Below are 14,370 nucleotides of genomic sequence, written 5' to 3' on the forward strand. Positions count from 1 at the left end.
ATCTGTCCCGTCGTCGAGTGTCGTTCAATCGAACGATCCTACCGGGACTACTGCACTTGTGGCACCCCGGCGGCGATGGCATCGGCGCAGGTGCGCAGCCCCTCGGTATCACCCGCGGCGTTACCCTTCAACACATCCACGGCTTCGCGCAGATCTGCCACAGCGTACACCGTCATGTTTCGAGGCGCCGACCCACCGCTGAGCGCCTCACCGCAATTTGCTTCGGGTGCGATGAAGTAGTCGGCGCCATTGTCGCTGGCGGCAAAGATTTTTTGGCGCACCCCGCCAATGGGCGACACCGTGCCGTCGGGGGCGATGGCTCCGGTTACCGCCACCGACAAACCGCCGGTGAGACTACCCGGCTCGAGCTTGTCGATGGTCGCCAACGCGAACACCAGCCCGGCGCTTGGCCCTCCAACGTCGGCGAGACTGATGTGCACGTCAATCGGGAACTCGTGTTTTTCTTGCACCAGGATGCCCAGCAGCGGGCGCCGGTTGCCCTGCCCGTCATCAGCCAGCTTCGGTGTGACTTCGACCACTTTCTCTTCGCCATCACGGCGGATGCGAACCCGCACCGGTTCAGTGGTCAGCTCCATTTTCTGCACGTCGGCGAGCGAACCGACGGGTTCGCTGCCGTAGGCGAGCACCACATCCCCCACCTTGAGTTTGTCGGTGGCGGGGCTGCCCTCAGGCACCTGCGCTACCACCACCTGGGTTTTCACGTCATAGCCGAGATAGGTGAGTGCCGCCGCCACCGAGGTGTCTTGCGAGCTGGTCATCATCGCCGCGGTCTGTTCGTCACGCTCCTGTTTCGACACGCCCATCGGGTAGTACAGCTCCATCGGCAGCACGTCCCTGGTCGGGTCGAACCACGCCCCGGCAAGTTCAAGCCAGTTGAGCTGATGCTCGGGGTTCCCCACCACCGACACCGTCATCACCGTCAGCTCGCCCTCATCCGCGGGGTAGGTTTGCGCACCCGAGATGCTGATTACCTCCTGCTCCTGTCCCTCGGCGCCTGCTGAGCCAAGCGCGTTCGCAACCGGTCCCGGTCCGCGAATGACATATGGCGAGGGGGTGAGCGCCAAAATCAGCAGCAGTACCAGCCCGGCAAGCATAGTCACCGCACCCGGATGGATGCGGCGACGTTTCGACACTGTGTCGGAAGTGGGCTGGGGGTTCGCGGAGGGCGCAACAGATTCGGTCACTGACTACAACTTTCGTAGGTCGTGGTGCGGAAACGCTTCGCACACCGCAGCTACTGTAGAACGACGCGCTGAGAGGAATGACATGAGCGATCACACAGAACGCAACGATGCCAATAATGAGCGCCCAGAAGACGAGCTGCGCAGACTGCTTGAACAATTACTGGGTGGCGGTTCGGGAGCGCCCGACGGCATTGACATGTCGCAGCTTGCCGCCGCTGCGGGGCTCCCCACCGACCCGGGGTCGCTAACGCAGTTTCTCGCGCAGCTGCAGCACTCGATGCAGGTGTCGGCCGAGGGTATCGACTGGAATCTCGTGCGCGATGCCGCTAAACGCGCTGCCGTGGGCAATAGTGAGGTGGATGCATCCCAGCGGCAAGAGTTTGATCAGGCGTTTACGCTCGCGCAACTGTGGCTGGGTGAGGTGACCTCGGTGGGCGACCTCACCGAGGCTGGTCGCACACTCACCCGGCACGAGTGGATCGTGCAAACACTGCCCGCCTGGCAGGAAATGTGTGACCCGGTGGGTCGGCGCATCTCAGATGCGCTGGTTGACACTCTCGCCGAACAAACCCCCGAACAGTTACGCGATATGGTCACCCGCTCGAGCGGCATGGTGCGCTCGATGGGGCATTCGATGTTCGCGATGCAGATGGGGCACACCATTGGCAAACTCGCCGAGGTTGTGCTCGCCGGTGGCGATATCGGGATGCCGGTACTCCCCCACGGCCGAGCCGCACTGGTGCCACAAAACGTGATCGCCTGGGCCGAGGGCCTCGAAGTTCCGCAGCAAGAGGTGGTGCTGTGGTGTGCGCTGCGCGAGGTCGCTCACGCCCAACTTTTTCAACACGCCAAGTGGCTGCGTCTGCACCTCGAAACCAGCATCGCCGAGTTTGCCGCCGGTATCTCGATCGACACCGACCAAATTGAGCAAACCGTGCGCGAACTCGACCTGTCTGATCCCACTGAGATTCGTCAGGTGCTGGCCTCGGGCGAACTCATTCCGCCGCGCACTCCCGAACAGCAGGAGGCACTCGATCGGCTCGAAACCATGGTTGCGCTCATCGAAGGCTGGGTGGATGTGGTCACCACTGAAGCAACCCGTCGCTTGCCCCACGCCGATGCGATCGCCGAGATGATGCGCCGTCGTCGCGCCACCGGTTCGCCTGCAGAACGGGCATTTGGTTCCCTTGTGGGGCTCGAAATCCGTCCGCGTCGGCTGCGTGAAGCAGCCGCCATGTGGCGCACCGTTTCGGAACGGCTCGGAGCCGATGTGCGCGATTCGCTGTGGGATCACCGGGATGCGCTTCCCGATGCGAACGATATCGATAGCCCCGAGGCGCTCGTTGACCGTTTGGCAGGTGCCGAGCATGAACGGCCCATGGATGAGCTTGATAGCGACCTGCAGCGGCTGCTCGACGACCCCGATGCGTTCGGGGATGCACCGGCCGACGGTGATTTGCCGCGCAACTAATCGGCGCATCCCCTGTGGATAAGTGCAACGGCCGGAGTGATTTTTTGTCACGCTGAACGCATGCGTTTTCGACTCAATCCTGCCCTACCGGTGACGCTCTGTTCGCCCACACAATTGCGCATCGGCGATTCGGAGGCGCAACTCACGCTGCCCGACACGCCGCTGGTACGCACACTTATCGAGCACGCGCAGCTCGGCACCACACGTGCCGAGCTGCTCACCGACGCCAAAAAATGGGCACTGCAGCGTCGGCAAGCTACCGAGGATTTCCCAGCACTGGTTGATTCGCTAATGAATATTTGCGAACCGATCGAGTTGCGCGACACGATCAGTCGGCAGCTACTCATCCGCACCACAACGACGTCCAGACCACTGGCTGAACTCATCGCGGGTTCGGTGAACCGCGGGGGCCATCGTGTCGCCATTGGTGACGAGCACACCAACCCTGCACAACTCGACCCGCTACCGGATGCGGTGGTCGATATTGCCGAGCGCGTGCTCGCACCGCGCCGCTACCTGCACATGGCATCGCTGCAGATCCCCCAGCTGGCGATTGTGCGCGAAACCACTCAAGATCTTGTCGGCCCGCTCAGCCTGCCACCGGCCACCCCCTGCCCCAATTGTGATGAACGGCACCGTGTTGAAACCGAGCATGGCTGGTTTGCTGTAGCCACACAGCTGGCTGCATCCCCACCACCAACCGACGACGAAACTCGCCGCTGGTGCACCGCGCTAGTGGCCGCCGAACACCTGTGCCGCCTGCTAGCGCAGCCGGTTACCGAGCAGCGTGTCGCGGCGCATCAGCTCGCCAAGCAAACGCTCGTGGTTAGCCCTCGCTTGCTGTCAAGCCGGCAACGCCGAAACTACCACGCCGAATGCGGTTGCCGAGCTCAGCTACAAACCGACTCGTTGCCGCAGGTTCGCCCGGGCGGATCGTGCGCGCGTAGCTCAGATGCAACTGCCGCCGGGCACGGGTTAGCGCCACATACAGCAACCGACGCTCCTCATCTAGCAGCGGCGGCGTCGTAGCCTGCGGCACCGGCAGTAACCGCTCCGCTAGCCCCGCAACGAACACGTGGTCCCATTCCAGACCCTTCGCGGCGTGCATAGTGGTGACCGTCACCGCATCGAGTTCCGGCTCATGCTGCAGCTGTGCCCGCAGCTGCAGCTGTGCTGAAAACTCGGCGATCGTGGTGTCTGGCTCGGCCCGGTCTGCGAGTTGCATCAGTGCATCCAACGACGCCCACACTCGCTCAAGTTCACGGTTACCGCTCGGGCGCTGCATCGACCAGCCTCGATCACGCAGCACATCCGACACCACCTGAAACAGTGGCCGGTCATCGCCGGCAACGGCCGCAGCCCGAAAACCGGTGAGTGCGGCCCGCACCTCGGGGCGCCGAAAAAACGGCTCACTACTGGGCAGCCGGTGCGGAACATTCGCCTGTTGAAACGCCTGGACAAACGGCTCAGTTTGCGCGTTGGTGCGCACCAGCACAGCGATTTGCGAAGCGGCGACTCCATCGTCAACGAGGTGGCGGATGCGCGCGGCAATCGATGTGGCTTCAGTTTCGCTGTCGGGGTAATCAATGAGGTCGGGGGCGGCGCCGGTTTCGGTTTCGGCATCAGCGCTCACGAGCGTGACTGCGTGTGAAATCTGCCCGGCGAGCGCGTTCGCGGTGGCAAGGATCGCGGGAGTCGAACGATAGTTTTCGTCTAGCTCAACGGTGTGGGCATCCGGAAACTCGCGATCAAAATCGGTGAGGTAGTGCGAGCTGGCGCCCGCGAACGAGAAGATCGTCTGCGCCGCATCCCCCACCACGCACAGCTCGCGGCGGTTGCCCAGCCATAGTCGCAGCAGTTTGTGCTGCAGTGGTGAAACGTCCTGGTATTCATCCACCACGAAAAATCGATACTGCTCACGCACCTGCTGGGTCACCCAGGTCTCAGTTTCAAGCATCCCGGCGGCGGCAAGCAGCACATCCTCGAAGTCGATCACCCGCCGCTCGTTGTTGATTTGCTCATACATTTCGCTCAGCGCGACGAGCTGTTCGACAGCCAACCCGGCCGCCAGCGGTTGGTTGCCCGCGTTAAGCATCTCGGCAAACTGGTCGTGCGTCAGTTCTCGAACCTTGCGCCACTCGATCTGTTCACCAATGGCATGCACCCGGGCTGGATCAACACGAACCTCCAACCGGTTCGCTGCCTCGGCAATGGTTTTCGACTTCGATGCGACCACCCTCGGCATCGAGCCACCAACAACATGCGGCCAAAAATAGCCGAGCTGTCGCATCGCCGCCGAGTGAAAGGTTCGTGCCTGCACCGTGGGCACCTGCAATTGCGCCAACCGCCCACGCAACTCGCCCGCGGCACGGGCGGTGAAGGTGAGCGCCAACACCCGATTGGGGTCATACACGCCCTCGCGCACGCCGTAGGCGATGCGGTGCGTAATGGTTCGCGTTTTACCGGTTCCAGGGCCGGCCAGGATGCGCACTGGACCCACCAGCGAGAGCGCCGCCCGACGCTGCTCAGAATTAAGCGGAGCCAGCAGTTCTGAGCCGCTGACAACACGCGGCGGCTGCGGTGATGTCGGTTCACTCAATTGGTTGACCGTTCCATTGCTCAATCATGGCCCGAGCGATCGAGCTGCGGCCGGGCAAAAGTTCGGGATGCTCACGGATTTCGGCGCGGGTGAACCACCGCACCTCGGCGAGTTCGAACTCATCGGCGCAAACCGTTGCCGGGTCTTGGTGTGGGGCGAGTTTCGCGGTGAAACCAACCATCAAACTCGCGGGAAACGGCCACGGCTGCGAACCCACATAGTTGAGCTCGACGATCTCGGCCGCTGCTTCTTCGAGCACTTCGCGGGCAGCAGCCTGTTCGAACGATTCACCCGGCTCAACAAAACCCGCCAGCAGTGAATAAAACCGCGGCGACCAATTGCGGTTGGCGCCCAGCAGAATGCGATCATCTGCGTCGGTCACCAGCACGATCACCGCGCTATCAGTGCGTGGGAATACCGCACCGCCTTCACTATCGCGAAGCACCCAACCACCCTCGGTTGAGGTCAGCGGCGCCCCGGTGCGCGGCGAGTAGCGGTGGCTCGTGTGGAAATTCCGCAACGCCAACGCTTCGGTGAACAGCCCCACATCGAGGTCGCTCAGCTCGAGCGCCACCTCGGTGAGCTGCTCCCAGCGACGTTGATTGGGTTCGATTTGTTGCGCGTGAAAATCATCAACCTCGATGGCGATCACAGATGTGCCCACCGGGTCGACTCGCCCGTCGGTATTAGTGCGCTCGTGCAGTATCTTACCGAGGTAGAGCGGATTGGGCGCGGTGGCAGCGGTGACCGGCCGCAGCTGTGTGAACACACGCAAATCAAGCGCGAGCCCGCCTCCGGGCAGAGCGCCCACCAGCACGGTGTCGCGATTTTGCAGTAGCACGCGAGTATTCGGATGCATGAGCAGATGCTCTAGCAGCTGTGGGTCTTGGCGGCCGTTGGCGTCGCGGTCGACCGCGCAGCGGGCCAGCGGCAGCCAGCTGCCGAGCGGTAAGTTGTGCTGTGCGTCCATGCTGCGAGTGTAGTGCTGGCCGGTCAATGCCCCCATTAACGGCGCGGCAGCGCGCTGCACCCTACCGACCGTTTTATGGTGTCGGCATGGATTACCTGAAGCTCGCCGGTTTGGCCTCTGCCGCCGTGCCCGGTCTGGATATCGTGGCCGCCGCGCCGTATTCCACCGGCACCACCGGCGACTACGACGCGGCGTTGCTGCGCACCACCGACGGTTTGATGGTGATTGTGCGGCAGCCACGCCTTGAGGCCGCGGCTGCCGAGCAGCTGGCCCAGGCACGAGCACTCGAGGCGCTCACCGAGGGCTTGCGTTCGCGGTTGCCGTTCGCGGTACCCACGATGCTCGGCCAGTGGCGCGGCCGTGAAACACAGCTGGCGGTGTTCAGTTTTATTCCCGGCCAAGACTGCGCCCAGGTTGAATTGACCCACGACTCGTTGCTGGTGGCCGAGATGGGCCGTTCGATTGCGGCCATCCACGCGCTGCCGAAGTCGTTTGTCGGTAAGGCCGGGCTACCGGTGCTCGATGTTGAGGCGGTGCGTGAGTCGGTCGAGCAGCTCATCGATCAGGCTGACACCACCGGCCGGCTACCCAACGCGCTGGCAACTCGCTGGGGTGCTGCGCTTGATGACCCGTCACTGTGGGAGTTTTCGCCCTCGGTGATTCATGGTTCGCTCGAGCGGTCGTCGTTTATCACCAATGCTGCGAGCGTGGTAGGGGTGCTCGGCTGGAGCGATCTGCGCATTGGTGACCCGGCCGAAGATATGCGTTGGGCGCAGACTCTCGACGGGGCGACTGAACGCGCGCTCTTTGACGAGTATGTGGATGCGCGTGGCGCCACCGTAGACCGTCAGCTGCGCCAGCGCGCGATGCTGTACGCCGAACTCGAGCTGGCACGCTGGCTGCTGCACGGTGTCGAGACGCAAGACGCCACGGTGATTGCGGATGCGGAGCAGCTGTTGGATGGGCTGGTTACGCGGGTGCGTGCCCTGGAGTCGACCGAACTGCGGCATGAAACGCTGCCGGTGCTCGATTTGGCCGAGGTGCAGGAGCTGCTAGCCGAGGCAGGCACGAAGGCTCGCCACCACGAAGCAAGTTTACCCAAGCGCACTGAGACCGACGCTGCCGAAAGACATTCGGAAGCGCGGCTCGGTGGCGGCTCTGACAGCTAGCAGCTTGTCTCCCACTTGAGGCTGCCACAATAGCGCCGGCCTGCTGCTGCGGCGGAGTTTTGTGCGGCTGGCACTAGTGCAGTGCCTCGTTCGCTCGGGTTTCGGCTGCCCGCAGCAGTTCGAGCAATTGCTGTTTGGGCAAGATTCTATCCACGTGCAGTTCTTCATCGGCGGCGAGATAGTAGAGCGTAACGGTGATGCGGTTGAGCGGCACCCGATAGCTTTCGGCATAAGCGTGGGCGTAGAGCATGAGCTGCAGCTCTCGTGACCGTCGCTGTTCAGCTCCTCGGGGAGGCGCACCGGTTTTCCAATCGACGATTTCAACTGTGCCGTCGGGATGCTCGTATACGGCATCAATCTTGCCGCGCACGATTCGCTCCCCCAGCGGCGCATCAATCGGCAGCTCTACGTGTGTTGGCCGTATTTTCGAGGGGGCGAAACGGCTACTCATGAACGTGGTTTTGAACGTCTCTAGCCGATCGCGGTCGGTTGTGCTCGCCCGCGCCAACCCAGCATCTCCACCCTCGTCGATATCGGGTTCGAGACCGTCAAGGAATCGTGCTCCGGAGCTCTGATCGGTGAACAGCGACTCAACCCAACCGTGGAAGAGGTTCCCCACGAGCGAGGCGACAGTGGGTCGCTGCGGCATCGGCCGGGCGTAGTCGAGTGCTGATTGTTCGGGATGCTCAATGAGCTCGTGGAAGTACGAGGCACCGAATTGCTCGGGCAGATCGAATGATCGCGGCTGCTGCTTGTCATCGTGTTCGGCGAGCATCAGGTCAATGAGCAGGTCGTAACGGCCAGCTTCTAGTTCGGTCTCGCTATCGATCATTTCGCGCAATTGCTGCGCCTGTCGACGCCGCTGGGCCAGTGGTTCTGCGGCCATTGGTGGCCGCGGCCAGAGTTCAATTTCGCGTTTGGCAAGCACCGGCGAGTCGGAAAGCACACCTTTCCGGTCGGTCTGTTCGTATCGGCCTGAGCTATCAAGCAGGTAGGTGGTGTTTCTGGTGACCACCAGCTGCGGTGTTTGTTCAACGCTGTCTGGTGCGGGCACTAGAGCCAGTGCATCGCTGAGGTCGGCTACGGGCTGCGAAAATAGCGTCGGGTTAAAGACGGCGGGGGTCGTGAAGCGAGGTTTTGTCTCGCCATCGGCGGCCAAAGCGGCAACCGCTTCGTGCAGGAACGGTGAGGGATATGCGGGGGTCGAGTTGCGGCCCACCCAGCGGCAGGAGCTTAGCCACAGATCACTGCGTGCGCGGGTGATGGCCACATAGGCAAGTCGTCGATCGTCGTCGATGCCCCGCTGCCGGTTTTGTGCCGCGAACGAGTCGGTTGCTTGCCTGTCGAACTCTTGCTTGATGTCGTAGAGCGTGTGGTGCGAGGCTCGCAGCGCCAACGGGTCGCGAAAGTCGAGGTCGGCAAAGCGCGGCAGATCGTCGCGGTCTTGCCGCAGCGGATAGGGAAGCTGGTTTTGGTTAAACCATCCCTTTCCGGCGTCGGTTTTCGGCATTTTGCCGTCGTTGAGCTGTGGAATCGCCACCGCATCCCACTCCAAGCCCTTGGCCGAGTGCATCGTCGTGATTTGCACAATGCCGCGGTCTTCGGGAACGTCATCGACCTCGGCGTGCTGGTCATCGGCTTCTGCCGCTTCGAGCCATTCGAGAAACTCATTGATGTCGGCGGTGGGGTTGGTGGCAGTGTAGGCGCGCACCGCATCCAGATAGGCGTCAAGATTGGCTGCACCCACCACCTTGTTGGGGTTGGCCGCGGTTTCAATTTCAAGTCGGCTACGGCGGATCGTGCTGTCAACCAGCTCCACCAGCGGCAGTGTGAGATCGTGCCGCACTTCGCGCAGCAGTTCAGCCGCTTCGCACAGCCGTTCGTAGCCGGCCTCGCTCAGTCTCAGTTGCTCACGTCGTTCGGCGCTGAGCGCTGGCACCATATCGAGTGCTTCGGCCAACGAATCGGTCTCTTGTTGCGCGTGGTGGCTGCCGCGAAGCTGCCGCGACTGCCCGGTTTGTCGAGCCAGAAGCGAGAGGGCTTCGATATCGGCGAGGCCCAGTTCAAATCGGGCCCCCACGAGTAACCGCAGCAGTTCGTTACCCGCCGACTCGTCGCTGGCCGCGCGCAGCAAGCAGTTGAGATCAACCACTTCTGGGGTGCCGAGCAGCCCTCCGAGGCCGATCACCCGGTAGGGTATGCCGCGCGCGGCAAGGGCATCGACAATTGACTGCATCTGATTGCGCGCCCGAACCAGCACCGCGCCGGTTTTTTCACGCCATACGACCTCGTTGTCGATGAACCGCTCGGCAAACCAGTCGGCAATTGCCGCAGACTCTTGGTCTTGGGTGAGGAAGTAGCCTGCGCAGATGTTTCCCGTAGCAGCTCCGTCGCGGGCGGCGAGCGTGACGCCGTGACGGCTTTCAGGAAGCGGCTGGGCCACCCGGTTCGCTGCCGTGAGTATATCGCTATCGTTGCGCCAAGAGGTTGAGAGTGTGAACTTGTTTCGCGGCTGTTGGGCGGTGGCGAAATCGCGGTAGAAGCAGCGCATATTGCCGGCCGAAGCGCCTCGCCAGGCGTAGATTGACTGTTTGGGGTCGCCCACCGCCATCACTCCGTGGCCGCGGAATAGTGTGGCGAATAGCGCGGTCTGCCCCACCGAGGTGTCTTGGTATTCGTCAAGGATGACGAGCTTGGTCTGGGCGCGGAGTTCGTCTCCGATAGCGGGGTCTTGGGCGAGGATTTCGGTGGCGGTGGCTACCTGATCACTGAACTCGATCACGCCGTATTGGCGTTTGCGTCGCTGGTATTCGTCGGCGAGACGAGCGAGCACCGGTAACCGCTCGATGTTGTCGACCAGTTTGTGCACGGTTTCAAATTTCGGCCCCGGTCGGCCGGAATCGGTCACACCGCGTTCACGCGAGGCGAGCCAGTCGGTAAAGGTTGCCACAAACCCTTCGATATCACTACCGGTGAGGCCGTTATCGCGCATGGAATTGGCCAGTTCAAGTGCCTTTTCAGCGACCTGGCCTGGGTTGCGCCACTGCCCGAGCATGAGTTCAACATCGTTGCTGTCGATGGCTACCTGTCGCATGAGCGAGAAGGCTGCCGGCTGGTCGAGCAGCATCGCGTCGGGTTCGCGGCCAACTAGCAGCGCATACTGCCGATAAATCGTGCTGGCATACGAGTTGTAGGTGCTGATTTGGGGCGCCTCGAACTCGTCAAAGTCGATGATGCCGTGCTGCCGCAACGCACGCAGCCCTGCCTCAAGTCGGGTGCGCAGCTCGCCGGTGGCCTTGCGAGTAAAGGTAAGCCCCAGCACCTCGCTTGGGTGCACCTGGTGCGTGGCAATCAACCACAGGATGCGCAGCACCATCGTGTGCGTCTTACCGCTGCCAGCACCCGCCACCACCAGCGCCGGTTCGATCGGCGCCTCGATTATCTTGCGCTGCTCGTCGGTGGGCAGATAAACAGGTTTCCCGCTGGGGGTCAGTGCCCGCGCAATCTGCAGGTGAAGTTGCTCGGTCATTCGGTTACCTCCGGCACCGTGTACAGAGCGCAGGAAGCCGGCATACCCCAGCTGCCGGCACAGTGAGTGCCAAGCTCTGCGATGAACTGAGGGGCTGCATTGACCGACCCCACGGTGGGCCGGTCGGGGTCTACTGCTGTTGAGATCAGCACACCGTGCTGTTGCAGCGCTATGCGAGCAAAGAGCTGGCGAACACATGCCAGTTCGGTTTCGCTGAGTGCGGGCTGCTCAACCAGTTCGTACTGCGGCGGGTTAACAACGTCTTTTTCGAACACGAGTCTCCCCACATCAAACCGTTTTGATTCGCCCTCTGGCTCGATAACCCGCTCGAGCTGTTCGTCGAGCGCTCCCAATTGATACCCGATCTGATAGGCCCACAGCTGCGGGAAATAGTCGCTGTGCTCACTTCTCGAGGGACGGCGGCCAGTCTTGAAATCTACGATACGAACACCGTTTTCGTCAGTTTCAATACGGTCGATTTGCCCGGAAATATTGAGAGTGATATCGAGGTCGCCCGTTTCTGTGACGAGCTGTTCGGCAAACGAGCAGCGCATATTTGTTTCATACCCGATTGCTCGCCCCGATCCTTGCCATTGCAGATACTGCCAGAAGCGCAGGGCCTTTTCTTCGGCACGACCGCGTTGCACTTCGCCGGTCCAGTCGGCTTCGAAGTCGAGCAACTGCAATTGGTCGTGCACCCACTGCTGATATTCAATGATCGAGGCGAAATCAAGTTCGTGCTCGAGTGCTTCGTGAATGATGTTTCCCACTGTCTGCGCGGGTGAGGGGCTACCGAACGCATGCTGCTCAACAAACCAGTTGAGCGGGCAGGTGAGGAATCCTTTAATCGAGGATGGTCGCAGCCACAGCTCGGTATGTGCCTCACTCACCGTCAGTAGCGGTGCTTCGGTGCTGCGCCCGCGAGCAGCAAACCAATCGGCCGGGTCCGCTCCCGGCACTCGGGCGCGTGCCAGACGAGCCAGCGCCAGGGCTGAATCGCGGTCGCCGCTTTCAGCGAGTTCGCGGCGCAAATGCCCCGTGAGTGCGCCCATTCCCAATAGCCGATAGTCGACTGCCAGCTGTTCACTCAGCACCAGCCGCGGGTCGAGCGCAGGCAGTGGTAATTGCCGCAGATACGGCGAGGGCTGCACTTCGTCACTATTGATCGCGGTGAGTAACAGATAGTCGCTGGCTCGGCTCATCGCTGCAAGCAACATCCGTGACTCGTCGTACAGCACCTGACGGCGCCGATCGATCGCGCCTGGCGTCGGTTCGTTTCGCAGCGCCTCAACTAGCCGGCCGGCGCCGAGCAGTGTGTCGCGCACCCGCAGGTTTGGCCAGGCGCCCTCGTTCACGCCCACAATGGCAACGCCACGCCACGAGTTCCCGATCGCAGCTGCCGGTGTGGTGAGCGTCACTGCTTCGGTGCGACGTGCCCCGCCAAGCGAGTCGTCGACCACATTATTGTTCTGCCACTCGGCAAGAAACACTTCGAGTGATGCATCAGGGTTGCGTTCCACGAATCGCTTGGCACGGTCGAAGAGCGCGACAACCGCATCAAGCCGCCGGTTAATCGCAACCGCATCGGGAGTGTTGTTAAGTGCAGCGCGCTGCCAGCGGGCATTACGCTCGGAATCGTCCCAGGCCACAAATAGCACGGTGTCGAGCGGTGCGTGGGCGGCCAGACGCTGGCGCATCCCGCGTAATATCTCGATCATCTGCCGCACCGCGCGAGCACCCCGCGAGGTTGTGCTGCGCCGCTGCTCGATGGCATCGAGCACATCCGAACCGACGGGGTGGCGTTTGTCCTCAATCTCAGCAGCAATCGTGGCGATCACCAGGTCGCTGCCCGAAAACAGTTCACCGGGAAGCGTGGCCGAGCCCGTCGCTGCCTGGCCGTGCTGTTGAGATGCTGCAATATCGGCGTGCACCATCGACCGCCGCAGTCGACGGAACTTCAACGCGTCTACTCCGAAAAGCTCGGAGGCCAGCACCCGCTGCACAGCCCCCAGCGACCAGACCTTGGGGTCGGATTGCGCCAGCTGCGCGAGCGTCAGAATTGCCTGCACTGTCGAGTCGTCGGTGGCTCGCACCGGCGCGTTCGTTGCGGTTGGGATTCCGGCGCGGTTGAGGGCACGTTCGACTGTCGCGAGTGTGGCGCTGCTGCGAGCAATCACCGCCAATTGCGACCACGGCACCGATTCGAGCAGATGCAAACGACGCAGGTAACCGGCAACCAGCGTGGCTTCTTCATGGATGCTGCCAGCCTCTGCCTTCGCCACCTCGGGAATCGTCTGGCCAACAGTGGCTTCGACTTCGGTGCGGGTGGCGCGTGCACTGACCGCGGCGCGATGCTGCCAGGCACCTTCAGCAACGCCGATTCGTTCGGCAAAGCCAGCGAAGATTCGGCTGGTAACCGGCGTGTGCCGGTATCGGCGATCAAGCACCTCGATTGACGGAGCCGGTTGATCTGCCGACCGCCAACTGCGGGCATATTCGGCGACGCCGCCGTGATAGGGGCCGGTGGCGACATCGGGATCACCAAAACTGATGATGCGGGCACCGCGCCTTTCAAATGCGGCGACCAGCTGTCGACCCGACTCGGTGAGTTCTTGGGCGTCGTCAACCACCACGAGCTTGATCTCGGTGCCGGCTGCCGAGAGCGCCCCCGCCGCCACCAGTTTGGCTGCCAACGCGGTCATATTAGCGACGTCGTAGCTGGCTTCATAGGCCGAGCCGAGCACATCCTGGTAGTCGCGCGCCAGCTGCGAGGCCCCCAGCCACAGGGCACGGTGACGTTGCCGTGCGGCCACCGCTTCGTCGTACGGCAGGCTCAGTTTTGCCAGTTGCTCGGGGCTGACGCTGTGAGTGGCCATCGCCGCAAGCAGTTCACGTAGCTCGGCGCGAAACCCCGCCAGGTGGGGAGTTTCGGGCGAGAAGCTTTCGGGCCAGGGCAGCTCTCCACGGTGGCGTATCGGTGCCCCATCTGGATCGGTGGCGCCGGCGATAACATCACGCAGAATTGCATCCTGCTGCGAACCGGTCAGCAATCGCGGCGCAGTCTCGCCATTGCGAGCTCGATCAAGTGACACAATTTCGTGCGAAATCGAAGCGACCGTGCGCCCAAGCCCACCACCGCGCACCGCGGTCTGCAACCGAGCGGCGATACGATCTCGCAGATCGGCGGCCTGTTTGCGGTTGGCCGCCACCGCAAGAACCTGATCGGGTGGTGTACCACCCCCGACATGCTCCGCAACCACTTCGATGAGCAGCGAGGTTTTTCCGGTGCCAGGAGCACCCAATACGGCGAGGGGTTCGTCGTGGGTGCGGGCGAGGATATGCCGCTGTCGATCGCTCAGCGGAATCGACACGCTACCTACTTGTTCGCTCATGGCATTCACCGTACTTGCTGCCTCCGACACTTTTA

General features: G+C 62.3%; 7 protein-coding genes. 2 read left to right on the forward strand and 5 right to left on the reverse strand.

The window, feature by feature from the left end; all coding sequences use genetic code 11:
* Positions 1-47 precede the first annotated feature (47 nt).
* Positions 48-1,205, reverse strand: a complete 1,158-nt coding sequence (locus tag RQ865_RS01790; RefSeq protein WP_311476951.1) for a S16 family serine protease — start codon at positions 1,203-1,205, stop codon at positions 48-50.
* Positions 1,206-1,287: 82 nt separating this feature from the next.
* Between RQ865_RS01790 and RQ865_RS01795 the strand changes: the two genes are divergently transcribed.
* Entirely contained in the window at positions 1,288-2,676 is a 1,389-nt protein-coding gene (locus RQ865_RS01795) for a zinc-dependent metalloprotease (RefSeq protein ID WP_311476952.1), read from the forward strand.
* Between the two features lie 826 nt (positions 2,677-3,502).
* Here RQ865_RS01795 and RQ865_RS01800 read toward each other — a convergent pair.
* Together RQ865_RS01800 and nudC are read right to left on the reverse strand one after the other, a co-directional pair.
* Positions 3,503-5,275 carry an ATP-dependent helicase gene (locus tag RQ865_RS01800; RefSeq protein ID WP_311476954.1) on the reverse strand — a complete coding sequence of 591 codons (1,773 nt, stop codon included), beginning with the start codon at positions 5,273-5,275 and terminating at the stop codon, positions 3,503-3,505.
* A complete protein-coding gene (gene nudC / locus RQ865_RS01805) occupies positions 5,268-6,245 on the reverse strand; it encodes an NAD(+) diphosphatase (RefSeq protein WP_311476956.1) in 978 nt (325 codons plus the stop codon). Before nudC ends, RQ865_RS01800 begins: the two co-directional genes overlap by 8 nt.
* Before the next feature lie 86 nt (positions 6,246-6,331).
* On the opposite strand from nudC, the gene RQ865_RS01810 reads away from it, so the two are divergent.
* On the forward strand, positions 6,332-7,414 hold the full coding sequence (locus RQ865_RS01810) for a phosphotransferase (protein ID WP_311476958.1): 1,083 nt from the start codon (positions 6,332-6,334) through the stop codon (positions 7,412-7,414).
* Positions 7,415-7,487: 73 nt separating this feature from the next.
* Here RQ865_RS01810 and RQ865_RS01815 read toward each other — a convergent pair whose 3' ends face one another.
* Together RQ865_RS01815 and RQ865_RS01820 are read right to left on the reverse strand one after the other, a co-directional pair.
* Positions 7,488-10,943: an ATP-dependent DNA helicase gene (locus RQ865_RS01815; RefSeq protein ID WP_311476960.1), complete on the reverse strand. Its 3,456-nt coding sequence runs from the start codon at positions 10,941-10,943 to the stop codon at positions 7,488-7,490.
* Positions 10,940-14,335: a PD-(D/E)XK nuclease family protein gene (locus RQ865_RS01820; protein ID WP_311476961.1), complete on the reverse strand. Its 3,396-nt coding sequence runs from the start codon at positions 14,333-14,335 to the stop codon at positions 10,940-10,942. The genes RQ865_RS01815 and RQ865_RS01820 overlap by 4 nt, the downstream gene beginning before the upstream one ends.
* Positions 14,336-14,370: the final 35 nt, after the last annotated feature.

The sequence above is a fragment of the uncultured Gulosibacter sp. genome (assembly GCF_963509965.1).
GTDB lineage: Bacteria > Actinomycetota > Actinomycetes > Actinomycetales > Microbacteriaceae > Gulosibacter.